Genomic DNA, 26848 nt, shown 5'->3' on the forward strand with positions numbered 1-26848 from the left:
CAAGGTCAGCAAGGTCAGCAGGGCCAACAGGGCCAACAGGGCCAACAGGGCCAGCAGGGCCAGCAGGGCCAGCAGGGCCAGCAGGGCCAGCAGGGCCAGCAGGGCCAGCAGGGCCAGCAGTACGGGCAAATGGATGAGGCGGCCCAGCAGCAGGCCAACCAGGCCCAGCGCCAGGCGCTGGAGCAGGCCCTGGCAGCTGCACGCCAGGGGCAACAGCCAGCACAGGCGACACCGGATGCTGCCCAGGCTCGCCCCGCCCAGGAGCAGGAGCAGGCCCAGCAGCTGTGGCTGCGCCGGGTCCCTGATGAACCGGGGGCGCTATTGCGACGCCGGCTGCAGCTGGAAAAGGAGCGCCGGCAATGGCAGCGCTGAGGTCGGCGGGCCGGCTGTTGTGGCTGTTGCTGTGCCTGTGCGGATGGCCGGCGGCATCGGCACAGTCGCTGCTGCAGGCAGAGCTGGACCGCCAGCAGCTGCAGCTGGGCGAGGTGGCAACGCTGACCATCCGCAGTGATCGCGCCGACCAGACCCCGGACTATGCACCGCTGGAACGGGATTTCCTGATCTATGCGCCGAACCTGCGCCGCTACAGTGAACTGCGCGATGGCCGCTTCATTACCCGGGTCGAGTATGTGCTCGGCATCCAGCCGCGCCGCGCGGGTACCTTGCAGGTTCCGGCATTGCGGGTGGGCAGCCAGCAGACCGCGCCGTTGTGGCTGGAGGTGCGCGACAACCCTGGCCATGGCCAGGCCGGGCAACCGGCGGGCACGGCGCCGCCGCTGAGTTTCATCCGTACCCGGGTTGATGGCCCCCAGCCGTGGGCACACCAGAGCGTTGGCGTGGTGGTGGCGCTGTATTACGCCACCCAGCTGGCCGGTGGCGAGCTGATCCAGCCGGCGCCCGCCCATGCCGGGCTGCAGCAGGTGGGGCAGGACCGGGTGGACCAGGCGCTGGTGGAGGGCGTGCACTACAACGTGGTCGAACGGCGCTATCTGCTGTTGACCGAACGCAGTGGCCCGCTGCAGCTGCCGCCGGCACGCTTCCGTGGCCGTGCGGTGGGCGCCGGGCGCGGGCAGCTGCTCGCCGCCGAGCAGGACCCTCCGTTGCAGTTGCAGGTGCAGGCGCGTCCGGCCGATGTGCCGGAGCCCTGGCTGCCGGTGCATGACCTGCAGCTGGAATGGCAGCAGGTACCCAGCACGGTGGAGGCCGGCCGAGGTGTCGAGCTGGTGCTGGAGGCACGGCTTGATGGTGCCTCGCGGGCACAGCTGGACAACCTGCCGTTGCCGGCGGCCGGGCCGGGCTACCGCCTGTATCCGCAGGCCACCGAGGTGGAAGAGTCCTTCCCGGCGGAGCGGCCGCAACTGTTGCTGCGCCGGCGCATGGTGCTGGTGGCCGAACAACCCGGAACGCTGCAGCTGCCGGCCGTGGAACTGGCGTGGTGGCAGGTGCCGGACGGCCAGCGGCGGCGCAGCGTGCAGCCGGCAATCCAGCTGCAGGTGGTTGCCGCCAGCGCCGCGGCAGCGGCGCCGGCCAGCGACAAGGCGTCGATGCCGCCGTCCGCCGCGGTCGATTTCCCCGCCAGTGCGGTGCCCGCGCCCGCGGTTGCCCGGCAGACGTGGTGGTGGCTGCTGGCAGCAGCGGCCCTGCTGTCGGGGCTGCTGCTGTTGTGGTGGTGGTATCGGCGTCAGCGTCTGCCGGTGGCTGATCCGGCAGCGGCGGTGGCCGTGCCTTCGCTGGCTGCGCTGCAGGCCCAGCTCGAACATGGCGGGCTGCAGGAGATCATCGATACCCTGGCCGCGATGGCCGGCGTGGCGGGCCGGCAAGCGCTGCTGGCGGCGCTGGCGCAGCCGCAACAACGGCAGGCGTTGCTGGAGGCCGAACAGGCATGGTGGGCCGCTGCTGGTGGTGACCGGGTCGGCGCCCGGGCCAATCTGCGCCGGCATTTCCGTCAGGGACCGGTCTGGCAGGCCAGGCCGGCACCGCTTGCCGCCCACGACCCGTTGCCAGCGCTGTATCCCGGGCCGCGACCGCCTTCAGCGTAGCCGCTGCCGGCCAGCAGCAGACGCCGTACCTGTCAGCCCGGGCCTGCAGCAGGCTGCCCTCATCCTGCTAGGCTGTGCGCTCGAACTTCGGGGGAAGGCTTGTGATGGGCAAGGCGCAGGACAAGGCAGCCGGCATGCCGCTGCACTGGAAGATGGGCATTGGTTTTGCGCTGGGTCTGTTGTTGGGACTGCTTGCCCATGCCTTTGCTGCCGATGCGGCCTGGGTGGACCAGGTCACCCGCTGGCTGACCACGCCGGTGTCGACCATCTTCTTGAACCTGATCTTCATGCTGATCGTGCCGCTGATGTTCTCGGCGCTGGTGGTCGGCGTGGCCGAGATGGGCGATGTCAGTGCGCTCGGACGCATCGGCTGGAAGACCCTGGGCTATACCGTGCTGCTGTCGGGCACGGCGGTGGTCATCGGCCTGCTCATGGTCAACCTGTTCCAGCCCGGTACCGGGGTTGACCCGACGATGGCCCAGGCGATGCTGGCCGAAAATGCGCAGCGCAGCTCGCAGATCGTGGCCAGCCTGGAAAACCAGCCCACCGGGCTGGAGATGTTCCTGTCCATCGTGCCGTCCAACGTGCTGGCCGCGGCCAGCAGCAATGGCGCCATCCTGTCGCTGATGTTCTTTGCGCTGATGTTCGGCGTGGGCATGGTGCTGTCGCCGGCGCAGAAGGTGGCGCCGCTGAAACGGGTGATCGAAGGCGTGTTCGAGGTGTCGATGACCCTGATCGGCAAGGTCATCGGCCTGGCCCCGTACGCGGTGGCCTGCCTGATGTTCAACCTGGTGGTGGTGTTCGGCGGCGAGGTGATCGTGCGCCTGGGCGCCTATGTGCTGGTGGTGATCGCCGCCCTGGCGGTGCACATGCTCATCAGCTACAGCCTGGCGCTGGCGTTTGCCGGGCGTTCGCCGCTGGCCTTCTTCCGTGCCAGCCAGGAGGCCACGCTGATGGCCTTCTCCACCGCCTCGTCCAATGCCACCTTGCCCACCGCACTGCGGGTGGCCGACCGGATGGGCCTGCCGCCGCGGATTTCGCGCTTCGTGCTCACCGTCGGTGCCACCGCCAACCAGAACGGCACCTCGCTGTACGAAGGGGTCACCGTGCTGTTCCTGGCGCAGTTCTTCGGGGTGGAGCTGAGCCTGGGCCAGCAGGTGCTGGTGATGGTGGTATGCATCCTGGGCGGGATCGGCACCGCCGGGGTGCCGGCCGGGGCGTTGCCGGTGGTGGCGCTGATCTGCGGCATGGTCGGGGTCAACCCGCTGGGCATCGGCCTGATCCTCGGCGTGCACCACTTCCTGGACATGTGCCGCACCGCGCTCAATGTCACCGGTGACCTGGTGCTGACCACGCTGGTGGCGCGCAACGAGCCCGATGCCGCCGCACCTGCAGTGGCAACCACCGGGCCGAACGTGCAGGGCTGAGCAGGTCTGCAGTGGCTGCACCTGTGCCACAGGTCAGCGGCCGGCAAGCGGGCAGGTATGGGACAATGGGCCGCCCGCAGCTTCGCGGTCGTCACTGTCCCTGAAGAACACCATGACGCAGCCCACCCGCCGCCAGTTGGCCAACGCCATCCGTTTCCTTGCCGCCGATGCGGTTGAAAAAGCCAAGTCCGGTCACCCCGGCATGCCGATGGGCATGGCTGACATCGCCGAAGTGCTCTGGAACGATTACCTGAGCCACAACCCGAGCAACCCGGGCTGGTTCAACCGCGACCGTTTCGTGCTTTCCAACGGCCACGGTTCGATGCTGCAGTACGCACTGCTGCACCTGAGCGGCTATGACCTGCCGATCGAGCAGCTCAAGGCGTTCCGCCAGCTCGGCAGCAAGACCGCCGGCCACCCGGAGCGGCACGAGACCCCGGGCGTGGAAACCACCACTGGTCCGCTGGGCCAGGGTTTTGCCAATGCGGTGGGCCTGGCGCTGGCCGAAAAATTGCTGGCCCAGCGCTTCAACCGCCCCGAATTTGATGTCGTCAACCACCGCACCTGGGTGTTCCTGGGCGATGGCTGCCTGATGGAAGGCATCTCGCACGAGGCCGCCTCGCTGGCCGGCACCTGGGGCCTGGGCAAGCTGGTCTGCTTCTGGGACGACAACCGCATCTCCATCGACGGCAACACCGCTGGCTGGTTCACCGATGACACCGCCGCGCGCTTTGAGGCCTATGGCTGGAACGTGGTGCGTGGCGTCGATGGCCATGACGCCGACAGCATCAAGGCCGGGATCGAGGCCGCGCTGGCGCAGGACGACAAGCCGACCCTGATCTGCTGCCGCACCACCATCGGTTTCGGCTCCCCGGCCAAGGCCGGCTCCGAGTCCTCGCACGGTGCGCCGCTGGGCGCCGACGAGCTGGCCGCCACCCGCGCCGCGCTGGGCTGGGAGCATGGCCCGTTCGAGATTCCCGAAGAAATCTATGCCGGCTGGCGTGCCAACGGCACCGGCACTTTCCGCCAAGCGCAGTGGGAGCAGCTGTTTGACAAGTACGCCGCCCACTACCCGGAACTGGCGGCCGAGCTGACCCGCCGCTCGCATGCCGAGTTGCCGGCCGACTTCCTGGAGAAGGCCGATGCCTACATCGCCCAGGTCGCCGCCGAAGGCGCATCCATTGCCTCGCGCAAGGCCTCGCAGAACGCGATTGCCGCCTTCGCGCCGCTGCTGCCGGAAATCGTCGGTGGTTCGGCCGACCTGGCGCACTCCAACCTGACCCTGTGGAAGGGCGCCACCTCGGTGGCCAGCGACGACGCCAACGCCAACTACGTCTATTACGGCGTGCGCGAGTTCGGCATGAGCGCCATCGCCAATGGCCTGGCCCTGCACGGCGGCTTCCTGCCCTTCGATGCCACCTTCATGGTGTTCTCCGACTACGCCCGCAACGCGCTGCGCATGAGCGCGTTGATCCCGGCCCATGTCATCCACGTCTACACCCACGATTCGATCGGCCTGGGTGAGGACGGCCCGACCCACCAGCCGGTGGAGCACCTGGCCTCCTTGCGCTACATCCCCAACAACGATGTCTGGCGCCCGTGCGACGCGGTCGAGTCGGCGGTGGCCTGGAAGCAGGCGATCGTGCGCAAGGACGGCCCGTCCTGCCTGGTATTCAGCCGCCAGAACCTGGCCCACAACCTGCGCAGTGCCGAGCAGATCGCGCAGATCGCACGTGGCGGTTACGTGCTGGCCGACTGCGAAGGCACCCCGGACGTGATCCTGATCGGCACCGGTTCGGAAGTGGAACTGGCCATCAAGGCCAAGGCCGAGCTGGATGCCCAGGGTATTGCGGCCCGCGTGGTCTCGATCCCGTCCACCACGGTGTTCGAGCGCCAGGACGCGGCGTACCGTGAGTCGGTGCTGCCCAATGCCGTGCGCGCCCGCGTGGCGGTGGAGGCCGGTGTCACCGGTTTCTGGCGCGCCTATGTTGGCCTGGATGGTGCGGTGGTGGGTATCGACACCTTCGGTGCCTCGGCCCCGGCCGACCAGCTGTACAAGCACTTCGGCATCACCGTCGAGGCGGTGGTCGACGCCGCGCGTGGCCAGCTCAAGGGCTGATCGCGCCGCGCCAACATTGGACGAAAACGCCGGGCCCGCCCGGCGTTTTTTATGGGCTGTCGGCGACCGTTCGTCGGCAGATGGCACGGTCCGGCTTGACCGAGGGCTTTGTTTACGCGTGTAATCGAAACGTTCCGATTACGAGCGTAAACGATGATCCAGATCTCCGAAGCCGAATCCCGGGTGATGCAGGTGCTGTGGGAAGCGGCCCCGCGCAGTGCTGAGGAAGTGATTGCCGCGCTGTCCGATGCCGGCTGGGCCGAAGGCACGATCAAGACCCTGCTCAATCGCCTGCTCACCAAGGGCGCGGTCAGCGCCAGCAAGGATGGGCGGCGCTTTTTCTACAGCCCGCTGATCGCGCGTGATGCCTGGGTGCTGGAGGAAAGCCGCAGCCTGCTGGACCGCCTGTTCGATGGCAAGGTTGCGCCGCTGGTGGCCCACTTCAGCCAGCACCGCAAGCTCAGTGCCGATGATGTGGCGCAGCTGCGCCAGTTGCTCGAGGAGCTGGACGATGACCAGCACTGAATTGTTGCAGACGTTGCTGCACCGCCTGTGCGCTGGTGCTGTTGCTGCGCACCCCCGGCGCGCCGTCATCTGAGCGCCGGTGCCGCTTATGGCCTGTGGGCGATGGTGCCGCTGGCGGCCCTGGCGGTGTTGTTGCCGTCGCCGCGTACGGTGGTGGTGGCCGAGGCGGTGGCGTCCGGTCACATCGGGCCGCTGCTGGCGGTGCCGGTCTTGCCATTCAGCGGGCTGGCCCGGGTCGATGTCCTGATCGACCTGTGGCTCATCGGCGCGCTCTGCTGTGCGCTCTGGCTGTGCTGGCAGCAGCGGCGTTTTGTGCGTGCGCTGGGCCCGTTGCGGGCACTGGGCAATGGCTGCTGGCAGGGCACCGATGTTCCCGGCTTGCCGGCGCTGGTCGGGGTGCTGCGGCCGCGCATCGTGCTGCCGGCGGGTTTCCATGCCCACTACAGCGTCGAGGAACAGGCCCTGATCGTGCTGCACGAGCGTATCCACCTGCGTCGTGGCGATGCCTGGATCAATGCTGCCGTGGCCCTGTGGCGCTGCCTGTTCTGGTTCAACCCGCTGTTTGCGCTGGCGCAGCGTTGCCTGCGTGCGGACCAGGAGTTTTCCTGCGATGAAGCCGTCATCGCCCAACGTGGTGATGCACGCCGCAGCTATGCCAGCGCCATGCTCAAGACCAGCCTGGCCCTGTCACCCCTGCCGGTGGGTTGCCACTGGCAGGACACCCATCCCTTGAAGGAGCGCATTGTCATGCTGAAACGTCCGCAACAAACGCCGCTGCAACGTCACCTGGCCGGCGTCGGTGTCACCGCTGCCGTACTGCTGGTATCGACGCTGGCCTGGGCTGCACAACCGCCACAACCGGTAGCGGCCCCGGTGCAGAACAACGGCCGGATCACGGCCGAAGTCGATGCGCTCGGCACGGCAACGGGCGACGTCCAGGTCCGCGCGATGAGTGCGCCGGTGTATCCGGGTGAGGCGTATGCTCGGGGGCAGTCGGGCAAGGTGATGCTGGAAATCGAGGTTGGCATGGATGGCAAGCCGACCGCGGTGAAGGTGGTGGAGTCCAGCCCCGCCGGCGTGTTTGATGCCAATACGGTGGCCGCGGCCTGGAAGTGGCAGTTCAACCCGGCGATGGAAAACGGCAAGCCGGTGGCTGGCAAGGTACGGGTGCCGGTGTGGTTTGACCTGGATGACACCACCCACCCCGACAGCGCTGGCGGCAGCTGAGCGGTTACCAGCACAGGTTTGAAAATGCAGACGGCCCCGGTTTCCCGGGGCCGTTTGTGGTTTCGTTGATGCTGTTTTGCAGTGCCTTAGAAGTCGTAGGACACCGACAGACGGGCATAACGTGGCGTCTGGCGGGCAATCGGCAGCATGAAGGTATTGGAGACCCTGTAGGGATCGGTTTCCGAGGTCACGTCCACCTGCAGCGGCTTGTCTTCATTGAGCACGTTGAACACCTGCAGGGCAACATTGAGCTTGCCGTCGAACACTTCCGGACGCCAGCCCAGGCTCAGGTCCAACTGACGGGTCCACGGGGTGCGCTTGTCCCCCGGCTTGGCGACTTCACCGAAGCAGGTGTGGTAGCTGGGGCCGTAACCGATCGGGTCACCGGCGGCCGAACCTTCATCGATGGTCCCGTCCGGGTTGTAGTAACCCAGGCAGCTGATCGGGGTGCCCGACTGCACGCGCAGGTTGCCGGCTACGGTCCACTCATCGGTGATGGCATAGCTGCCGTAGAGCTTGATCTGGTGGCGGCGGTCATTGGCCAGGTAGCCATTGGCGAAGGCCATGATCTGCCAGGCGTCCCAGTCCTGGGTCTTGGAGATGTTGGTCTGGCCGAACTCGCTCTTGACCTGGCCTTCGTTGTTGCCTTCGCTCTTGGCGTAGGTATAGGTCAGGCGACCTTCCCAGGTGCCGTCAAACGGGTGGTCCAGGTACAGGTCCACGGCCTTGTAGGTACGCTTGAGGCCATGGTTGAAGCCCCAGTCTGCGGCCGACATGGTGTACTCGGTACGTCCACCCACCGGGTTTCCGTCGGCGTCGGTGTTGGCCAGCGAGAAGGTGTTGGTGCCACCGGGGTTGAACATGTAGCAGTAGGCCACTTCCACGTTCTTCCCGGAATTGTCCTGGGCGATGTATTTGCCGTTGACATAGTTGATGTCAACCAGCTGGTTGTGCTCCATGAAGATGTATGGGTCGCAGATATCGTCGATGGAGGACTTCAGGTCGCGGTAGGTGAACTTGGCACCGAAGGACCAGTTCGGGTTCAACATGCGGTCAAAACCGATGATGTACTCGTCCTGGTACATGTTCTTCAGGTCCTTCGGAGCGAAGGCCAGCACATCCACCGGGGTGCCGTACTCACCGTTGGAGGACACCGCGCCCGGAGCCGGTGCACCGCCCACGCCCGGCACCGGGGTCAGGCCGGTGGGGGCGCCGTTGGCATCAATGCCGCTGTAGGTGAAGTATTCGGTGGTGTAGGTCGAGGCCGATGCGCCACGGATGGCCACGTTGTTGGGCATGGCCAGGTAGTAGCGCCCGGCGTTACCGTACAGTTTGGTGGAGGCATCACCGAACACGTCCCAGCTGAAGCCCAGACGCGGGGCCCACTGGTCCTTGGAAGCCATGTAGACCTCGCCGACGTTGTTCTTGTTGGTGAACTCGTCGTTGCGGATGCCCAGGGTCAGCAGCAGGTTGTCGGTGATCTGCCAGCGGTCTTCCAGGTACCAGGCCTTCTGGTCCAGGGACATGCTGGTGTTGGTGAAGTAATAGCGCTTGCCGACATAGTAGCCGGCGCCGCCCGGTGCACCGACGCCGAGTGCGGCGTTGATATTGCTGGTCGGGTTGCCGCGGCTGTAGATCCAGTAATCGATCGGCTGCGAGGTGCCTTCGTTATCGGCCTCGAAGGTGATGTTGTCCACGCCCAGGCTCAGGGTGTGGTCGCCGACCACCCATTCCAGGTCGGCACGGATGCCGTCGGTGCTGTTCACACCGTCACGCCCCTGATAGCCGGCCAGCTTGCTGTAGACCGGGTTTCCTCCGGTGACGGCCGGATCCTGCAGGGTCGGGTTGGCAATGTGCGGCACCCCCGGCAACAGGTACGGGGTGTCCTTGGCGATGAATTCGCTGTTGCCGTAGGTGGCGCTCAGGGTCAGGTTGTCGGTCAGGAAGCCGGTGTACTTGAAGATCTTGTATTCGCTCTCACGTTCCTGCTCGGTGGGCGTCAGCGCCAGACGCTCACCCAGGGTGTGGGTGTAGATGTCATAGGCACGGTAATAACCGCTGTAATCTTCCTTTTCCTTCATCCACGTGCCTTCCAGCAGGTGGTTGTCGGTGATGTTCCAGTCGATCTTGGCGTAGAGCTTGGGGTTGGTGGTTTCGCCGTAGGTACGACGCGGGTTGCCCAGCGTGGTCGGGTTGCTGGTGGACTCGCTCTTTTCGGCCTCACCGGCGAGGAAGACGAACAGGCGGTCCTGCACAATCGGGCCACCGGCATACAGACTGTAGGTGGTGGTGGCGCTCCTGGCGCCCTTGCTGCTGGAATACAGCGTGCCGGCCGCATCCGGGTCTTCATAGGCGTAGCCTGCGGGCAGAGCGGCATCGGGCAGGTAGAGATCCTTGTACTCCTCGCGCCAGGCGCGCGGGGCAAAGGTCAGCTGGCCGCCGAATTCCCAATCATTGGTACCGCGCTTGCCGATCTGGTTGATCACGCCGCCGGCCGAACGGCCGTACTTGGCGCTGTAGCCACCGGTGAAGGTTTCCTGCTGGGCAATGGCGCCATACGGCAGCGAGAAGCCGCCCAGGTTGGAGACCGGCTCGCCGGAGAAATAACCGTTGATGTAGTAGGCGTTTTCCGAGACGCCCGAGCCACCGAAGGAGACCAGTCCGGCCAGCGCACCATAGCCGGCTGCACCGGCCACCGCACCCGGGGCGAGCAGGGCCAGCGCTTCAGCGGAGCGGCCCAGCGGCAGGCGCTCCAGCTGCTCGGCGGTGATCACCGTGCGTGTATCGGTGGTGGTCAGGTCGATCGCCGCCGGGGTGGTGGCAGTGACATTGACCGCGCCCAGGGTGGTGGCGTCGCCACCGCTGGCAGCGGTGAACGAGCTGTCGGCGGTGCTGCCGACCACCACCGTGACCTGGCGGCTGCCGATGACCTGGCCATCGCGGGTGACGGTGACGGTGTAGTTGCCTACCGGCAGCCCGCTGAGGTTGTAGCGGCCATTGGCATCAACCGTGACGGTGCGGCTGAAGCCGCTGTTGTTGCTGGCCTGTACCGTGGTGGTGCCGGCGCTGACCGGGACACTGCCCTGGATGCTGCCGGTGGTGCTTTGTGCCTGGACGCCGCCAGCGATGCACATGCCCAGTGCAACGCTCAGACCGGCACGCCTGAAAGTCTTGCCGTGAATCATTGAGGTTCTCTCCATTCATGGGGCCTGTCTGGACCCGCGGATCGCGGTGAGCGGCAGGTGAATGGAGAGTAACGAACCTGGCTTGTTTGTGAACAAGTCTTTAATGAAAGTTTGAACTGGACACATTGCTGTCGCATTCGTATGCGAGATGCTTTCCTCGGCTTCAATGCAAACACTTGTTTTTATTGAGAACTGCCTGGCAGCAAATGCAGACTTGTTTGGTCTTGTTTCTGGCAAGTCAACTGCCTTTTGGCAGGGTCTTTGGTCCAATTGCGCAAAACCGTGCCTGCGTGACGTGCCCGGCTCAGGAGTACGGTGTCAGCGCCAGTACTGCCTGGCCGATGCCGCAACCCAGGGCGATGGCCACCAGGACATCGCTGGGGTAATGCAGGCCCAGCATCACCCGTGAAACGGCGACCAGCGCAGTGAAGGGCAGCAGCAAGGGCCACAACCACGGCAACCAGGCCAGTGCGACCGTGCTGAAGGACACCGCATGCAGGGTATGCCCGGAGGGAAAGCTGAACTCGTCCAGCGGCGGGATATGGGCCACGATTCCGGCATGCTGGCGGAACGGGCGCGGTCGTCGGGTCCAGTGCTTGAGCCAGCGGTAGAGCACGGCGGTCAGTGCGCCGGTAACGGCCATGTGTACCGCTGCCAGCGCGCCGTCACTGCCTGCCAGCAGTGGCAGGCAGGCGATCAGGGCATACCAGAACGGGCCATCACCAAGCCGGCTGACCCGGGTGAACAGCGCGTTCAGCGGGGCCTCTGCACACCAGCGGTTGCACCAGCAGCACAGCCGCCACTCGCCGCTGAGCAGGGTGAAGCGCAACCAGCGTACGCCGGCCCGGCTCATGCGGCTTCCAGGCGGTCAAGGCTGGTCAGCAGCCGCGCGAACTCGGCCGTGACCCGCTGCGGGCTGAGTGCCTGCATCTGTTGCTGTGCCAGGCGGCCCAGCTGCCGGCGGCTGTCCGCACAGCGGGCCAGGCGCAGGCATTGCTGGATGAAGGCCATTTCATCGCCACAGTCAATGCGGGTGCTGCCCAGCTCACCCAGCAGATGCTCACCGGCCGCGGCATGGTTGTAGGCCACCACCGGCAGACCGCTGGCCATTGCCTCCAGCAGGACGTTGCCGAAGGTTTCGCTCAGGCTGGGGAAGGCAAACAGGTCGGCGCTGGCATAGGCGCTGGCCAGCGCCTGCCCCTGCAGCATGCCGGTGAAGATGATCTCCGGGTGTGCGGCCTGCATCGCCGCCCGCAAGGGGCCATCACCGACGATCACCGTCCGCGCAGGGCAGCCACTTTCGCCCAGCTGCTGGTGTACCCGCAGCAGCAGTGACAGGTTCTTTTCCGCTGCCAACCGGCCAACATGCAGCAGGACCGGCTGCGTTTCTTCCACCCCCCAGGCCTGGCGCAGCGCCGGGTCACGGTGACGCGGGTGGAAGCGTGTCGTATCCACCGCACGGGCCAGCTGCTGCACGCAGGCAAACCCGTGGCCGCGCAGCTCCTTTTCCAGGGCGCGGGTTGCCACCAGGGTGGCGCCGGCGCGGTTGTGGAACCTGCGCATGCCTGCCAGCACCCAGTGCTGCAACTGCGGCAGGCCATAGTGGCAGGCGTAGTGGTCAAAGCGGGTATGCAGGCCGCTGCAGGTCGGTATGTCCAGCGCCATCGCCGCGTTCAGTGCGCTGTGGCCGAGCGGGCCTTCGGTGGCCAGGTAGATCGCATCCGGGCGCTGGCTGCGCCACAGGCGGTGCAGGCGTCGAGGTACCGGCAGGCCAAAGCGCAGGCCGCGGTAGCGTGGCAGCGGCAGGCCGGGAACGAAGTGCTGTTCAAGCCGCAGCTCGTGGCTGTCCAGGCGTGTGTCGGCGGGCTGTGGGCGTACCACCTGGATCGCGTGTCCAAGGTCGGCCAGACCGTGGGCCAGGCCGTGGACGGTGAGGGCTACGCCGTTGATCTCCGGCGGCCAGGTGTCGGTGACGATGGCAATGCGCATGAGTCCCCTGCGGCGTAGGCACTGGCCGTAGACTGGGGCGGCAACATGTTGGGTTGATGGCAACGCGGTGACGGCGCGATGACCGGACCGGGGTGAAAAAACGCCTGCACGGTGGCAGGCGTTGCTGGGCTAGTGGCTGGCCGGGTTGGCCAGCAGCTGGTTGAGCAATGCCCCCAGGTGCTCACCGGCCAGGCGCAGCTGGTGTTCGATGTGTGGCAGGTGCTGCTGCACATAGGCTGCGTCAATCTGGCGGCGCTGCGGATAGACGCCCTCGGCAATGGCGATCCGGCAGCTGTTCTCGGCCCACTGCTGTGGCTGGTCCGGGTTCAAGGTGGGTGCGGCCAGCTCAAGCAGGTGCTGCAGGTAGTCGGTGTTGTTCCATTGCCGGCTGCGCAGCATGCCGCTGTCCCACAGTGCATGCAGGTTGCTGCCGCGGCCAGCGTACTGCACCTGCAGGTTGTTGCCGCCCTTGTCATGCCCGTAGCCGGCATGCATCGGCTGATGGATGTCGCCAACGAAATGGACCACGAACTTCAGCGCCTGCAGGCGCTGTGCTGCGGGCAGACTGGTGTCGGCCAGCCGCTTGCCCTGGTCCTCGATGGCCGCCACCACGCAATCGCGCTGGTGGCAATGGCGCTCCGGCTGGTACCGGCAGTTCTGTTCGGCCGGCAGCTGTGGCTCGGCCAGGTTGATGTAATGCCAGCGGGCGCTGCGCCGGCCCAGGTCCGGGTCACGCTCACGCAGCTGGTCGGCCCAGGAGGCAATCTCCACCAGTTGCTGGTGCCCTTCCAATGCCAGCAGCTCATTGACCTGGCGCTGTGCCTGCGGGCTGAGCCGGGTCTGGGCCACTTCGGCGATCAGGCCATGGCCCTGGACGCCCCATGCCATGACGGGAGTGGCGATGACACTGGACAGCATGCCGGCCAGTACGGGGAATAAAAGGCGTTTCATCAACCAATTCTATCGTTTCGCACAATTGGATCTGCGGCCAAAAGTCATGCTGTCGGCCCACACAAAACAAAACCCCCGGCACCGGGGCCGGGGGCGCATCACCTTGGGAGGGGGAGGTGATCAGAAGCTGTGGACGTAGGAAACGCCGTACACCATCGGGTCGATGTTCACGGTGCCCAGGTCAGCACCGTCGAGCTTGACCTTGGTGTCGATGTCGGCCCAGCGTGCGTCCACACGCAGCGAGCCGTTGTCACTGATCTTGAAGTCCACGCCGACGTGCGCGGCCAGGCCCCAGGAGTCGTCCAGCTTCAGCTTGCTGCCGGCCAGCGCGCCGCCGGTGGATTCGCTGAAGAAGGTGGTGTAGTTCACGCCCAGGCCGACCAGCGGCGAAACCTTGCCGGCGCTGTTGAAGTGGTACTGCAGGCTGACCACCGGCGGCAGGTGCTTGGTCGAGCCGACGCGGCCCAGGCCGTCGATGTTGATGTCGTGCTTGAACGGCAGCGCGGCCAGCACCTCGATGCCCAGGTTGTCGGCGATGAAGTACTCGCCGGTGATGGTCGGCTTGATGTCGCTGTCCACGTCCACGGCCAAGGTGCCACCGGCCAGCTTGCCGTTGTCCGACTTCGGGTTGACCGAGCCGACGCCGACGCTGGCAGTCCAGTCACCCTTGGACTGGGCCATCGCCGGGGCGGCCATCGAAGCGGCGGCAAGGGCAAGGGCGGAAAGCATCAGGGAGGTCTTGCGCATGGTGGGCATCTCGCTGTGAGGTGTTGTTGGTGTGAATCCAGTGTGTGCATGCGGCGCCGGACCGGCGTTGATTGGAATCAATTCAGCTTGATTGTTCAGCTGGCGGAAGGGTTGGTTTTATTGCTGTGCAGCGATGGGATCGCTGCCCGGCTGCTAGAATGACGGCCCCTTTACATCACCCCGCCGCACGCATGCGGCTGCAGGAGACTTGTCACCCATGGCAATCAAGGTCGGCATCAACGGTTTCGGTCGCATCGGCCGCAATGTGCTGCGTTCGGCAATCGAGAATTTCGGCAACGACATCGAGATCGTCGGCATCAACGATCTGCTCGAGCCGGATTACCTGGCCTACATGCTCAAGTACGACTCGGTCCACGGCCGTTTCGATGGTGAGGTGTCGGTGGATGGCAACAACCTGATCATCAATGGCAAGAAGGTGCGCCTGACCGCCGAGCGTGACCCGGCCAACCTGAAGTGGGACGAGGTCGGTGCCGAGGTGGTGATCGAATCCACCGGCCTGTTCCTGGACAAGGCCAGCGCCCAGAAGCACATCGATGCCGGCGCCAAGAAGGTGATCATGTCCGCGCCGTCCAAGGACGACACCCCGATGTTCGTGTTCGGCGTGAACTGCAAGAGCTACGCCGGCCAGGCCATCATCTCCAACGCCTCGTGCACCACCAACTGCCTGGCGCCGCTGGCCAAGGTCATCAATGACAAGTGGGGCATCAAGCGTGGCCTGATGACCACCGTGCATGCCGCCACCGCCACCCAGAAGACCGTCGATGGCCCGTCCAACAAGGATTGGCGCGGCGGCCGCGGTATCCTGGAAAACATCATCCCGTCCTCCACCGGTGCGGCCAAGGCCGTCGGCGTGGTGCTGCCGGAGTTGAAGGGCAAGCTGACCGGCATGAGCTTCCGCGTGCCGACCTCGGACGTGTCGGTGGTCGACCTGACCGTGGAACTGGAAAAGGAAGCCAGCTACGCCGAGATCTGCGCCGAGGTGAAGGCACAGAGCCAGGGCGCGCTGAAGGGCATCCTGGGCTACACCGAGGACAAGGTGGTGGCCACCGATTTCCGCGGCGAGACTTGCACCTCGGTGTTCGACGCCGATGCCGGCATCGCCCTGGACGGCACCTTCGTCAAGCTGGTGAGCTGGTACGACAACGAGTGGGGCTACTCCAACAAGTGCCTGGAGATGGTCAAGGTCGTGGCTGGCTGAGCCAGCTGAAAACCCGATTGCTCCTGCAACCCCCGGCCCGCTGCCGGGGGTTGTGCTTTTCCGGCCAGTGGCCGTGGCGCAGGCGGGAGCCAGCCTGCGTACCGGGCTGGAGCGCACGTTCGCCGCAGTGTTGCCCCGTGTAGCATGCTGGGTCGCCGGCATCGGCATGGTGCTGAAATGTGGTTTACCGGCCAGGGAGGGGAAATGGCACTGTGGATGTTGATGGGAATTGTGGTCCTGGTGCTGGCACTGGCCGGCGTTGTCAGGTTGTTGGCGCGGGTTGCGCGCCTGGAGCACCGGCTGCAGCTGCTTGAGCAGGCGCAGCGGGCACCTGCATCGTCGGTGCTGGCCGCCGAGCAAACCGTCCGCGTTGCCGATCCCGCCCAAGCGCCATCGGTTGCCGCCCCGCCGCCGTTGCCACCGTTCATGGCCGCCGCGGCGCCGGCCCCGGAACCCGCCGCCCCACCGTCTGCAAGCCCTCCAGCCCCCGCACCTGCACCTGCATCGGTCCGATCCTGGTGGGCCACGGCTGCCGGCCACGTACGCGACTGGTTCAGCCGCGGCAATGTGCCGGTCAAGGTCGGCATGCTGGTGCTGCTGGCCGGGGTGGGCGCACTGCTCAAGTACCTGGGTGATCAGGGCCTGCTCAATACCCCGATCGAGCTGAAGCTGGCCGGGGTGGGCGCTGCCGCACTGGCCACCCTGGGCTTTGGCTGGCACCAGCGCCTGCTGCGCCCGTTGTTTGCGTTGGCATTGCAGGGCGGGGCGATCGGCGCGCTGTTGCTGACCGTATTTGCCGCCTTCCGCCTGCACGGCCTGATCGATGCGCTACCGGCGTTGCTGGCCAGTGTGCTGCTGGTGGCCGGGCTGTGCCTGCTGGCGGTGTTGCAGCATTCGCGCACCCTGGCCGTGCTGGGCATCCTGGCCGGTTTCCTGGCCCCGGTCTGGCTGTCCACCGGGGGCGGCAGCCATGTCGCACTGTTCAGCTATTACGCGCTGTTGAACCTGGGCGTGCTGGCCATCGCTTGGTGGCGGCCGTGGCGGGTACTCAACCTGCTCGGGTTTGCCTTCACCTTCGGCATTGGCACCTGGTGGGGCGTGCTGGACTACCGTCCGGAGCACTACGCCAGCACCCAGCCCTTTGTTGTGCTGTTCTTTGCGTTCTACCTGCTGATCCCGCTGTTGTATGCGCGGCGCCAGCCGGCGCAGGCCGGCGACCGGATCGATGGCACCCTGGTGTTCGGCACACCGTTGGTGGCCTTCGGCCTGCAGGCCGGGCTGCTGACCGACGCCATGCCGCTGGCCCTGTGCGCGCTGGGCATGGCGGCAGTCTACGCGTTGCTGGCCTGGGTATTCATCGGCCGTGGCCATTACCGCGCGCTGGCCCAGTGCTGGGCCGTGCTGGCAGTGGGCTTTGCCACCCTGGCCGTGCCCTTGGCCTTGTCGGCTTCGGCCACGGCCAGCGTCTTCGCCCTGGAAGGCGCGGCCCTGGTCTGGCTGGGCCTGCGCCAGCAGCGCCTGCTGCCGCAACTGTCCGGCGGCCTGTTGCAGCTGGCCGCCGGTTTTGCCTGGCTGGTGGCGGCCAGTGATGCAGGCGGCGCGGGCATTGCGGTGCTCAACCCGGTGTTCATCGGCGCCCTGCTGCTGGCGTTGGCCGGCTCGGTGAGCTACCTGTGCTGCCTGCGTGTGCGGCACCCACTGACGCGCACGTATTACGCATGGGCACTGGGCTGGTTGACGCTGGCGGTGGGATGGGAAATTTTCCATTTCATTGCTCTCGTCAACCGCGCCGATGCCTTGCTGGTGCAGGCGGTGCTCAGCGCCTGGCTGGCGGCCGAGGCATGGCGCCGATGGCCGCTGCCGGAGCTGCGCATCACTGCGTTGGCGGGCTTGCTGTTGCTGCTGCCGTTGATGCTGCTGCAGGCCGATGCCCATCAGCAGCCGTTCGCCGGTTGGGGCGGTCTGGCCTGGGCGGTGGTGCTGGTGGCGGGCCTGCGCGGCCTGCACTGCCTGCGTCACGGCAGCGGACTGATCTCACTGTTGGCCCAGACCACATGGTGGTTGCTGTGGGCCACCGCCCTTGGCCTGTGCCTGTGGGTGGTGGTAGGCGCAACTGCGCTTGGCGCAAGCTGGCGCGCGCTGGCGGCGATCCTTCCCTGGTTGCTGCTGGCCGGGCTGCTGCAGTGGCGTTGGCGTTGGATGGTGGAGCCGCTGCATGAGGCCCACGCCGATGGACGCAGCTGGCTGCAAGGGGTGGTGGCCGTGGTCCTGGGCTGTTGGTGGCTGTTGCATTTGATGGTCCGCGGTGATGCCGCTCCGCTGCCCTGGTTGCCCTTGCTCAATCCGCTGGAGCTGGGCTTGGGTGCGGCGCTGGCGCTGGCCGTGCTGTGGTTCCGGGAACACCACCGGACGCTGCTGCCGGCACGCCAGCAGGCCGGCCTGGCGGCATTGGCCGTACTGGCCCTGCTGAGCATGGCGGCGCTGCGCGCGGTGCACCATCTGGGAGGGGTGGGCTGGGCCGGCGTGAGCAGCTCGGTGCCCGGGCAGACCAGCTTGACCCTGTTGTGGAGTGTGCTGGGCATGGCCGGCTGGATAGTCGGTTCGCGCCGCGGCAACCGCAGCCTCTGGCTGGCTGGTGCGGTCCTGATGGCGGTGGTGCTGGTGAAGCTGTTGCTGGTGGACCGCGGCCATCTGGGCAACCTGCTCGGCATTGCCTCGTTCATTGGCTATGGCCTGCTGGCCACGGTGGTCGGTTACGTTGCACCGGTGCCACCGCGTGGCCGCGCTTCAACCAGTGGAGAACCTGCATGAAAGCCTTGATGTTGACTGCCTTGTTGCTGCCTGGCCTGGCGCTTGGCCAGGACCTGCGCGAGGACCTGGACCGGCAGTGGCCCCTGCAGCCGAGCGCGGCGGCCCAAGCCATCCAGCAGGTGGCGTTGACCCCGGCCGTGTATGCCGGCATTGCCCGCCACGATGCCAGTGACCTGCTGGTGCTCGATGCCAATGGGCTGCAGCTGCCGGCCAATCTGCAGGCCGCTGCCGAGCAGCCGATGGCGGCACAGTGGCGCAGCCTGCCGTGGTTCGTGCTGCCGGGCAGTCCGGCCGGCCAGGGCGATGACCTGAGTGTGCTGGTACGGCGCGATGCGCACGGGCGCGTGACCGATGTACTCAACCGCCTCCAGGCACCAGCGGCGTCCGCCACGCCAACGCGCTGGCTGGTCGATGCCAGCGCGTTGCCCGATGGCGCACGACAGATCCGCCTGGACTGGGACCGTTCCAGCACGGCGCTGCAACTGGTCGTGCAGGTGGAGGGCAGTGATGACCTGCGCCAATGGCGCATGCTGCAGCCGCGTGCCGAGCTGGTGGCGGTGGAGCAGGGAGACAGACAGCTGGCGCAGATGCAGTTGACCCTGGCTGGCGGTGCACGTTATCTGCGGCTGCAGCCGCTGGATGGCGGCCAGTTGAGCGCGTTGACCGCCATCCAGGCGCGGTTGCCCGATGCCGCCAGCGTGCCTGCCGACCTGCAGTGGCGCGAACTGACAGCGCAGTCGCACACACCCGATGGCTGGCTGTTCCAGCTGGACGGGCGCTATCCGGTCAGTGCCGTGCGGGTGGTGGTGGAGGGCAACAGCGCGGTGCGCTGGCGCCTGAGCAGCCGTGAGGATGACCGGCAGACCTGGCAGCTGCGTGCCGGGCCCTGGCTGTCTTACCAGCTGGACAGCACCGACAGTGTGGCCGAGCCATTGCTGCAGGCCGGGGTGCGTGACCGCCAGTGGCGGCTGCAGGCCGAGTCCGGTGCGCCCGGGGCGACGCCGACGCTGATGCTGGGCTACCGGCCCGAGCGATTGCTGTGGATGCTGCAGGGAACCGCGCCCTACAGCCTGGCGGCCGGCAGCAGCCGGGTGCAGCGTGCGGCGGCTCCGGTCAATGACACCCTGCTGATCATGCAGCAGCGCCATGGGCCCGCATGGCAGCCCGGTGTTGCCAGCCTGGGCGAGGAGCAGGTGTTGGCCGGGCTGGCGGCTCTTCGGCCGCCCCGTGACTGGTCCACCATGGTGCTGTGGGCCGTGCTGTTGGTCGGCGCGCTGTTGGTGGCCGGTTTGGGCCTGAACCTGCTGCGCCGGCACCGCGATACCGACGCAGACTGACCGCCAGCGCCATTGGGAGATGGGGTGGACTGGCCACCCCATGATCGGATCTGCGGCTCAGCTGGCCGGTGGGTAGTCCGCCTCGCTGCTGCCCGGATAGCGTGCAAAGCGCTGCTGGCCCGGGGCATGCACCGGGCCGGGTTCGGGCCATGGCCAGCCGCCGAACTGGGTGCGGCCAAAGTCCACCCGGGCCTGCCACAGCTCCTGCTCGGTGTTCATCACGAATGGACCCATCGCCGCCACCGGTGCGCGGATCGGCACCCCCTGCAGCAGCATCACCCGGGCCTCGTCGGCACCGTCGTTGTGCAGCTCGATCGTGCTGGCGGCATCCACTTCGTACAGTTCCTGGCCCTGCGAGGGCACGCCGTTCACACGGATCTGGGTGCCGTAGTGGAAATACAGGGTGCGCAGGCTGCGCACATCGCGCGCCGCCGGCAGGGTGATGCTGGCCCCCGGCTCCAGGATCACCAGCCAGATCGCCACGTCGGTATCGGGACGGGCCGCCCAGGACGATGGCGGCGGGGCGGGCGGCACCAGTTCCGGGCCCTGTTCCACCGGGGTGTAGGCGCCGGCAACAACGGTGACCGTGGCGGTGGCACCAGTGGCATTGCGGTGGCGGTAATGCGGAATGGTCGGTGACCACAGCATCTTGAATGCGGCCGGTGCCATCTTGTCTTCCGGCGGCAGGTTGAGCCAGATCTGGTACAGGTCCAGTGGGTTGTCGGCATTGGCGCTGGCCAGCGGGAACATTTCCGAATGCATTACGCCGCCGCCGGCGGTCAGCCACTGCACATCGCCCTGGCCGTAGCGGGCAGTGGCGCCGAGAGAGTCGGCGTGGTCGACCAGGCCGGTCTTGGCCACGGTCACCGTTTCAAAGCCGCGGTGCGGGTGGGCCGGAAAGCCCGGAATCGGCGCGCCGTGGTACAGGCTGAAGCCATCCCGGCCGGAAAAGTCACTGCCCAGGTCGCGGCCGCGCAGATGATGCCGGGGCACGCCCTGGGCGCCGTCACTGGCCGGGTAGGCATCCAGATGGAAGGCGCAGAACAGGAACGGGTCGGCCGCCGGCCAGGGGGAGGACAGGGGTTTGCGCGCGCGGATCGGGTTGCTCATGTTCTCTCCAGTGCAGCCGGCAGGCAGCGCCGGGTCGGGACAAGGCCATCTGCCCGCGGGCAGGCTGCCTGCCGCGGCTCATGGCGCTGCTGCATTATTCACTGTGCGATGAAGTCCTGCGCCAGCAGCCCGTAGATCACACTGTCGCAGGCTTCGCCATTGACCAGCCAGCGCTGCCGCAGCAGGCCCTCGCGCACGAAGCCGAACTTCTCCACCAGCCGGCACGAGCGCAGGTTGCGTGGGTCGATATCGGCCTCGATCCGGCGCAGGCCCAGCTCTTGCAGCGCATGACCCAGCACCAGCTGCAGCGCTTCGCTGGCCAGCCCGCGGCCCTGCCAGTCGGTGTGCAGGCTGTAGCCGATCTCGGCGCGGCCCTGTTCGCGGTTGAAGGCAAATACGGCCACCGTGCCGATCAGCAGGTCGCTGCTGCGCTCGGCAATGGCCCAGACCAGGATGTCCTGTTCGCGGCGCTGGCGGATGATTTCCTCCACCTTGGCCTGTGCCTGTGCCAGCTGGGTCCAGGCCGGATAGCTCCAGTAGCGCATCACCTGCGGGTCGGAATGGATCGCATACAGCGCCAGCGCATCGTTGTGGTTGACCTCGCGCAGGTGCAGTCGGGGGCCGTGCAATTGCGGTTGTGGCAGGCGGTGGCTCATCGCGGTGGCTCCTGTGGTTTGCCCGAACCGGTGGCGCAGGCGAAAATGGCGTTTTCCTACCTTCGTGAAGTAGATCCTGCCATGTCCATCGTTCGCATGACTGACCTCGACCTCGCCGGCAAGCGCGTGCTGATCCGCCAGGATCTGAACGTACCGATCAACGAGGCCGGGCAGATCACTTCCGAGCAGCGCATCAGCGCCTCGCTGCCGACCATCCGCCTGGCCCTGGACAAGGGCGCGGCGGTGATGGTGACCTCGCACCTGGGCCGCCCAAAGGAAGGGCAGTGGAGTGCAGCCGATTCGCTGGCCCCGGTCGCCGCGCGCCTGTCCGAGCTGCTCGGGGTGGAGGTGCCGCTGGTCAAGGACTGGGTCGATGGCGTCCAGGTCGCCCCGGGCCAGGTCGTGCTGCTGGAAAACTGCCGCATGAACGTGGGTGAGAAGGCCGACGATGAAGCGCTGTCGAAGAAGTACGCCGCGCTGTGCGATGTGTTCGTGATGGACGCCTTCGGTACCGCCCACCGCGCCCAGGCCTCGACCCATGGCGTGATCCGGTTTGCCCCGGTGGCCGCCGGTGGCCCGCTGCTGATGGCCGAGCTGGACGCGCTGGACAAGGCGCTGACCGCCCCGGCCCGCCCGTTGCTGGCGATCGTGGCCGGCTCCAAGGTCTCCACCAAGCTGGAGCTGCTCTCCAGCCTGGTCGGCAAGGTCGACCAGCTGATCGTCGGTGGCGGTATCGCCAACACCTTCATCGCCGCCGCCGGGCACAGCGTGGGCAAGTCGCTGGTGGAGCTGGACCTGCTCGATACCGCGCGCCAGATCGTCGCCGATGCGCAGGCCCGTAGCGCGGCCATCCCGCTGCCGACCGACGTGGTCGTCGCTCCCGCTTTCGCCGCCGATGCCCCGGCCACGATCAAGCCGGTGGACCAGGTCGGTGCCGAGGACATGATCCTGGACATCGGCCCGGATACCGCCGCCGCCTATGCCGCGCTGATCGCCAAGGCCGGCACCGTGGTCTGGAACGGGCCGGTCGGTGTGTTCGAGTTCGACGCCTTCGGCCACGGCACCGAGGCGCTGGCGCGCGCCATTGCCGCTTCCAAGGCTTTCTCGATCGCCGGTGGTGGCGACACCCTGGCCGCGGTGGACAAGTACGCCATCGCCGACCAGGTCAGCTACATCTCCACCGGCGGCGGCGCGTTCCTTGAGTTCCTGGAAGGCAAGACCCTGCCGGCGGTTGCGGCGCTGGCTGCACGCGGCGGCTGAGTACATACCCGTCCACAGTGGACGGGCCATGCCACACAACGGGCGGACCGCAGGGCCTGCCCGTTTTTTGTTGCCGCCAGCGCGGCATGCGCAGGGCGTGATCGCCGTGCTTGTGTCGCCGTCATTGCTCATCCAGTCTGGGCGTCCGATCAGGAACAGGCCTGATCAGGGGCATGTTTGATCAGCGGCACACTTGGCCAGGTGGGCAGTACCGATGCGGTTGCAGGCAATAGGGATGGCGGTGGCATGTGTGGTGCTGGTGGCCTGTACCGGCAAGGCCGTGCGCACCGGGGTGCGCACGAAATGATCCTGCCCGAGGGCGCGGAGCGCACGCAGGTGGAGGACAAGCAACAGTTCGTCATGGCAGTGCCTTACCGGCAGCCACTTCCCGCGTATCCGGCCGGGGTTACAGCGGTGGCGGCGCAACTGCCGGTCTGTGTGGAGTTTGTGGTTGGCGAAGACGGCGCGGCGCACTCACCGCGTCTGCTCGAAGGTGTGCCCGATTGCGTGGCGGCCAGCCAACCCGGCATTACCCCGTTCGTCGATGCCGCACTGGCGGCGGTGGCGCAGTGGCAGTTTTTCGGCGCCGGGATGTGTACCTGGCAGCGCGAAGAAGCTGAGTGCAGTGATGGCCGTGCGCATGTGACCCCGTTGGCGATTCGCCTGTCCTACCGTTTCCGCTTCAGTGCGGGCACGCCGGGCCAACCGGTGGCGGTGGAAGCGCTGTAGTCCAGCGCAGTCGGTGCATATCGCCGGTGACCCACTGGGCAAGGCGCCCAGCGGGCGACGCCTGATCGACACGGCTGTCGATATTGCCTTTTGCTGCCGCCATGCGGGGGCTGGCCCCGTTGCTGTTCTGGCCGCGCGTGCTAGCGTGATGCTCTGTCTTTACGAGCCTGCGCAATGACCAATACCGCCCGTCGCACCCGCATTCTTGCCACCCTTGGCCCGGCCACCGATGCGCCGGGAGTGCTGGAGGCCTTGATCGCGGCCGGGGTCAATGCGGTGCGCCTGAACTTCAGCCACGGTGATCCGGCCGAGCAGGCCGCGCGCGCGGCGGCCGTACGTGCGGCCGCGGCGAAACTGGGCGCCGATGTCGGCATCCTGGCCGACCTGCCGGGGCCGAAGATCCGCATCGAACGCTTTGCCGGCGGCAAGGTCGCGCTGCGGGCCGGGCAGCGTTTCGACCTGGTGGCCGAGGCCGGCCTGGGCCCGGGCAATGACCGCCAGGTGGCGGTGAGCTACCTCGGCCTGCCGCAGGACGTGGCCACCGGCGATGTGCTGCTGCTGGATGATGGCCTGGTGCAGCTGCAGGTCAGCGCTGTGGACGGGGCGCGGATCATCACGCAGGTGCTCAACGATGGCGTGCTCTCCGACCGCAAGGGCCTGAACAAGCAGGGCGGCGGGCTCTCGCTGGGCGCGTTGACCGCGCGCGACGCCGAGCTGATTGCCTATGTCGCCGGGCTGGGGGTGGATTTCATCGCCGTGTCCTTCTGCCGCAATGCGCAGGACATGGTTGACGCGCGCGCGCTGGCACGTGCGGCCGGCAGCGATGCGGCGCTGGTGGCCAAGATCGAGCGCACCGAGGCGGTGGAAAATCTCGAGCAGATCATTGCCGCCAGTGATGTGGTGATGGTGGCCCGCGGCGACCTCGGCGTGGAAATCGGCGATGCCCAGTTGCCGGGCCTGCAGAAGAAAATCATCAAGGCCGCGCTGGCCGGCAACAAGGTGGTGATCACCGCCACCCAGATGCTGCAATCGATGGTCGAGTCCCCGCTGCCGACCCGGGCCGAGGTGCTGGACGTGGCCAACGCGGTGCTCGATGGCACCGATGCGGTGATGCTCTCGGCCGAGACCGCCGCCGGTGCCTGGCCGGTCAAGTCGGTGGAGGCGATGCACCGCATCTGCGCCGGGGCCGAAAGCCAGTTCGAGATGGACACCAATTTCGAGCAGGCCCAGCGTGGGCTGCAGCGCGCCGACCAGGCCATTGCCATGGCCACCATGTTCCTGGCCGAGCACATCGACGTGCGCGCGATCGTGGCGATGACCGAGTCCGGCGGCACCGCGCGTTACCTGTCGCGCTTTCACGGTACCGCGCCGATCTATGCCATCACCGCCTCGGCGGCCGCGCGCCGGCGCATGGCCCTGATGAGCAATGTCTTTCCGGTCGAGCTGGACACCGGCGGGCTGAGCCCGCGGCAGGCGGCTCGCGCGGCCATTGCCCATCTCAGTGGCCAGCAGCGGCTGGGCGCCGGTGAGCGGGTGGTGTTCACCAGCGGCGAGAACATGGCCGTGCACGGCTCGACCAACACCCTGCGGCTGCTGCAGGTGGGCAGCGATGGCCAGGCGGTCGGGCTGGAAAGCCTGCACGGCCCGGAGTGAACGCGGCGGGGCGGGGCAAAGGCGGGCGGGGGCGGCTATAATCGCCGCTTCCTTCGCACCCCGCCTTCCGAGAAACTCCATGAGCATCGAACAGCTGGCTGAAACCGCACAGGCAATGGTCGCCCCGGGCAAGGGCATCATCGCCATCGACGAATCCTCCGCCACCATTGCCAAGCGCTTTGCCGCCGTCGGCATTGAAAACACCGAGGAAAACCGCCGCGCCTACCGCGAGCTGCTGCTGACCACGCCCAAGCTCAATGAGTATGTTTCCGGCGCGATCCTGTTTGACGAGACCATCCGCCAGTCGACCAAGGACGGCGTGCCGTTCGCCAAGTACATGGCCGACAACGGCATGATCCCGGGGATCAAGGTCGACAAGGGCGCCCACCCGCTGGCCGGCTGCCCGGGCGAGCTGGTGACCGAGGGTCTGGACGGCCTGCGCGAGCGCCTGAAGGAGTACTACAAGCTCGGCGCGCGTTTTGCCAAGTGGCGCGCGGTGATCAACATCGGTGAGTCCATGCCGTCGGGCACCTGCATCGACGCCAATGCCCATGCGCTGGCCCGTTACGCCGCGCTGTGCCAGGAATGCGGCCTGGTGCCGATGGTCGAGCCGGAAGTGATCATGGACGGCGACCACGACATCGAGACCTGCTACGAAGTCACCGAAGCGACCCTGCGCTCGCTGTTTGATGCCCTGTACGCCCAGAACGTGGTGCTGGAAGGCACCATCCTGAAGGCCTCGATGGTCATCCCGGGCAAGGATTGCGACGAGCAGGTGGACGTGGAAGAAGTGGCCGAAGCCACCGTGATGTGCCTGAAGTCCACCGTGCCGGCGATCCTGCCGGGTATCGTGTTCCTGTCCGGCGGCCAGAGCGACGAGCAGTCCACCGCGCACCTGAATGCGATGAACCAGCTGGACAAGCTGCCGTGGCCGCTGAGCTTCTCCTATGGCCGCGCGATGCAGCAGGCAGCACTGAAGCTGTGGGCCCAGGACATGAGCGGCAACTACGCCAAGGCCCAGGCCACCGTGTACGAGCGCGCCAAGGCCAACGGCCTGGCCGCGCTGGGCAAGTGGGAAGGCTGATTCCGCCTGCCGTTGTGGTCTGACAAAAACGCCGGCCTTGCGCCGGCGTTTTTGCTTGTACCGGTGGCTACTGCGGGAAAGCCAGATGCAGGCCGGGCAGGGGGCGCAGCAGGGGTGGTGCGGTCACCGCTTCGGCCGGTGGGCTGCCGCTGGCCTCGCGCAGGGCCTGTTGCAGTGCCTGCACGGTGCTGGCGTTGTAGCCGGTCAGGATGACCCGCAGCGGCAGTGCGTGGCTGCGCAGCCAGCTGCTGCATTCGGCCACCGCAATCCGCGCGGCCTGGTGCAGCGGAAAGCCATAGGCGCCGCAGCTGATGGCTGGAAACGCGATCGACTCCAGCCCCAGCTGCTCGGCCTGCTGCAGGCTTTTCCAGTAACAGTTGGCCAGCAGTGCGGCCTCGTCACGGTTGCCGCCCTGCCAGACCGGGCCGACCGTGTGCAGCACATGCCGTGCGCGCAGGCCGTGGCCGGCGGTGACCCGGACTTCCCCGGGCATGCAGCGCACATCGGGGCGGACTTCGGGCAATGCTCGGCATTCGGCCAGCAGGCCGGGGCCGGCAGCACGGTGGATGGCCCTGTCCACGCCGCCGCCGCCGAGCAGCGAGGCGGTGGCCGCAGTGACGATGGCGTCCACGGCCAGGACGGTGATGTCGGTATGCCGGATCTCGATAGTCATGGGGGCATTTAAGGCTGCCCGGGATGATTGCGATGTGACAGTTTTTTCAGTCATGCCGACAGCGTGATGGTGCGCGGTCTCACCGCTTGCGACCAGCGCTAAAGGCC

General features: G+C 67.0%; 21 protein-coding genes. 13 read left to right on the forward strand and 8 right to left on the reverse strand.

Going from position 1 to position 26848, the window contains the following annotated elements; translation table 11 throughout:
* Window positions 1-129: 129 nt before the first annotated feature.
* The 6 genes from ABB25_RS14690 (at window position 130) to ABB25_RS00335 (ending at window position 7337) form a co-directional block, all read left to right on the forward strand.
* The gene (locus tag ABB25_RS14690; protein WP_057662043.1) at window positions 130-372 is read left to right on the forward strand and encodes a hypothetical protein; all 243 of its coding nucleotides are present in this window, start codon (window positions 130-132) and stop codon (window positions 370-372) included.
* Complete coding sequence (locus ABB25_RS00315; RefSeq protein ID WP_083488021.1) at window positions 360-2039, forward strand: BatD family protein; 1680 nt, start codon at window positions 360-362, stop codon at window positions 2037-2039. Before ABB25_RS14690 ends, ABB25_RS00315 begins: the two co-directional genes overlap by 13 nt.
* A 104-nt stretch (window positions 2040-2143) precedes the next feature.
* Window positions 2144-3466 carry a dicarboxylate/amino acid:cation symporter gene (locus tag ABB25_RS00320; RefSeq protein ID WP_057662047.1) on the forward strand — a complete coding sequence of 441 codons (1323 nt, stop codon included), beginning with the start codon at window positions 2144-2146 and terminating at the stop codon, window positions 3464-3466.
* A 112-nt stretch (window positions 3467-3578) separates the two neighbouring features.
* Entirely contained in the window at window positions 3579-5585 is a 2007-nt protein-coding gene (gene tkt, locus ABB25_RS00325) for a transketolase (RefSeq protein ID WP_057662052.1), read from the forward strand.
* 156 nt (window positions 5586-5741) lie between these two features.
* A complete protein-coding gene (locus ABB25_RS00330; RefSeq protein WP_057662529.1) occupies window positions 5742-6110 on the forward strand; it encodes a BlaI/MecI/CopY family transcriptional regulator in 369 nt (122 codons plus the stop codon).
* A gap of 27 nt (window positions 6111-6137) precedes the next feature.
* Window positions 6138-7337: a TonB family protein gene (locus tag ABB25_RS00335; RefSeq protein ID WP_083488022.1), complete on the forward strand. Its 1200-nt coding sequence runs from the start codon at window positions 6138-6140 to the stop codon at window positions 7335-7337.
* Between the two features lie 86 nt (window positions 7338-7423).
* Here the strand turns inward: ABB25_RS00335 and ABB25_RS00340 are convergent, their stop codons facing one another.
* The 5 genes from ABB25_RS00340 to ABB25_RS00360 all read right to left on the reverse strand — a co-directional run bounded on the left by ABB25_RS00340 (window position 7424) and on the right by ABB25_RS00360 (window position 14209).
* A complete protein-coding gene (locus tag ABB25_RS00340) occupies window positions 7424-10522 on the reverse strand; it encodes a TonB-dependent receptor (RefSeq protein ID WP_083488023.1) in 3099 nt (1032 codons plus the stop codon).
* A gap of 304 nt (window positions 10523-10826) precedes the next feature.
* Window positions 10827-11375: a phosphatase PAP2 family protein gene (locus ABB25_RS00345; RefSeq protein WP_057662059.1), complete on the reverse strand. Its 549-nt coding sequence runs from the start codon at window positions 11373-11375 to the stop codon at window positions 10827-10829.
* Window positions 11372-12511 carry a glycosyltransferase family 4 protein gene (locus ABB25_RS00350; RefSeq protein ID WP_057662062.1) on the reverse strand — a complete coding sequence of 380 codons (1140 nt, stop codon included), beginning with the start codon at window positions 12509-12511 and terminating at the stop codon, window positions 11372-11374. Before ABB25_RS00350 ends, ABB25_RS00345 begins: the two co-directional genes overlap by 4 nt.
* 129 nt (window positions 12512-12640) lie before the next feature.
* On the reverse strand, window positions 12641-13462 hold the full coding sequence (locus tag ABB25_RS00355) for a S1/P1 nuclease (RefSeq protein ID WP_057662065.1): 822 nt from the start codon (window positions 13460-13462) through the stop codon (window positions 12641-12643).
* A gap of 120 nt (window positions 13463-13582) precedes the next feature.
* Complete coding sequence (locus ABB25_RS00360) at window positions 13583-14209, reverse strand: OmpW/AlkL family protein (protein WP_057662068.1); 627 nt, start codon at window positions 14207-14209, stop codon at window positions 13583-13585.
* A 217-nt stretch (window positions 14210-14426) separates the two neighbouring features.
* On the opposite strand from ABB25_RS00360, the gene gap reads away from it, so the two are divergent.
* The 3 genes from gap (at window position 14427) to ABB25_RS00375 (ending at window position 19576) form a co-directional block, all read left to right on the forward strand.
* On the forward strand, window positions 14427-15428 hold the full coding sequence (gap, locus tag ABB25_RS00365) for a type I glyceraldehyde-3-phosphate dehydrogenase (RefSeq protein ID WP_057662071.1): 1002 nt from the start codon (window positions 14427-14429) through the stop codon (window positions 15426-15428).
* Window positions 15429-15632: 204 nt separating this feature from the next.
* Window positions 15633-18239, forward strand: coding sequence for a DUF2339 domain-containing protein (locus ABB25_RS00370; protein WP_244477717.1), 2607 nt, complete (start codon window positions 15633-15635; stop codon window positions 18237-18239).
* On the forward strand, window positions 18236-19576 hold the full coding sequence (locus tag ABB25_RS00375) for a DUF3999 family protein (protein WP_057662073.1): 1341 nt from the start codon (window positions 18236-18238) through the stop codon (window positions 19574-19576). Before ABB25_RS00370 ends, ABB25_RS00375 begins: the two co-directional genes overlap by 4 nt.
* A 57-nt stretch (window positions 19577-19633) precedes the next feature.
* Here ABB25_RS00375 and ABB25_RS00380 read toward each other — a convergent pair whose 3' ends face one another.
* Both ABB25_RS00380 and ABB25_RS00385 read right to left on the reverse strand, forming a co-directional pair.
* Window positions 19634-20686, reverse strand: a complete 1053-nt coding sequence (locus tag ABB25_RS00380; RefSeq protein ID WP_057662076.1) for a pirin family protein — start codon at window positions 20684-20686, stop codon at window positions 19634-19636.
* A 98-nt stretch (window positions 20687-20784) separates the two neighbouring features.
* Window positions 20785-21342: a GNAT family N-acetyltransferase gene (locus ABB25_RS00385; protein WP_083488024.1), complete on the reverse strand. Its 558-nt coding sequence runs from the start codon at window positions 21340-21342 to the stop codon at window positions 20785-20787.
* 81 nt (window positions 21343-21423) lie between these two features.
* Between ABB25_RS00385 and ABB25_RS00390 the strand changes: the two genes are divergently transcribed.
* From ABB25_RS00390 to ABB25_RS00405, 4 genes are all read left to right on the forward strand, one after another.
* On the forward strand, window positions 21424-22602 hold the full coding sequence (locus ABB25_RS00390; RefSeq protein WP_057662083.1) for a phosphoglycerate kinase: 1179 nt from the start codon (window positions 21424-21426) through the stop codon (window positions 22600-22602).
* Between the two features lie 303 nt (window positions 22603-22905).
* Entirely contained in the window at window positions 22906-23331 is a 426-nt protein-coding gene (locus ABB25_RS00395; RefSeq protein ID WP_152980850.1) for an energy transducer TonB, read from the forward strand.
* A gap of 174 nt (window positions 23332-23505) precedes the next feature.
* Window positions 23506-24984: a pyruvate kinase gene (gene pyk, locus ABB25_RS00400; protein WP_057662089.1), complete on the forward strand. Its 1479-nt coding sequence runs from the start codon at window positions 23506-23508 to the stop codon at window positions 24982-24984.
* A gap of 79 nt (window positions 24985-25063) precedes the next feature.
* A complete protein-coding gene (locus ABB25_RS00405) occupies window positions 25064-26068 on the forward strand; it encodes a class I fructose-bisphosphate aldolase (RefSeq protein WP_057662092.1) in 1005 nt (334 codons plus the stop codon).
* Window positions 26069-26135: 67 nt separating this feature from the next.
* On the opposite strand, the gene ABB25_RS00410 is transcribed toward ABB25_RS00405, so the two are convergent.
* Entirely contained in the window at window positions 26136-26741 is a 606-nt protein-coding gene (locus ABB25_RS00410; RefSeq protein WP_057662095.1) for a macro domain-containing protein, read from the reverse strand.
* Window positions 26742-26848 lie beyond the last annotated feature (107 nt).

Origin of the sequence: Stenotrophomonas koreensis, assembly GCF_001431525.1 — a bacterium.
Taxonomy (GTDB): domain Bacteria; phylum Pseudomonadota; class Gammaproteobacteria; order Xanthomonadales; family Xanthomonadaceae; genus Stenotrophomonas; species Stenotrophomonas koreensis.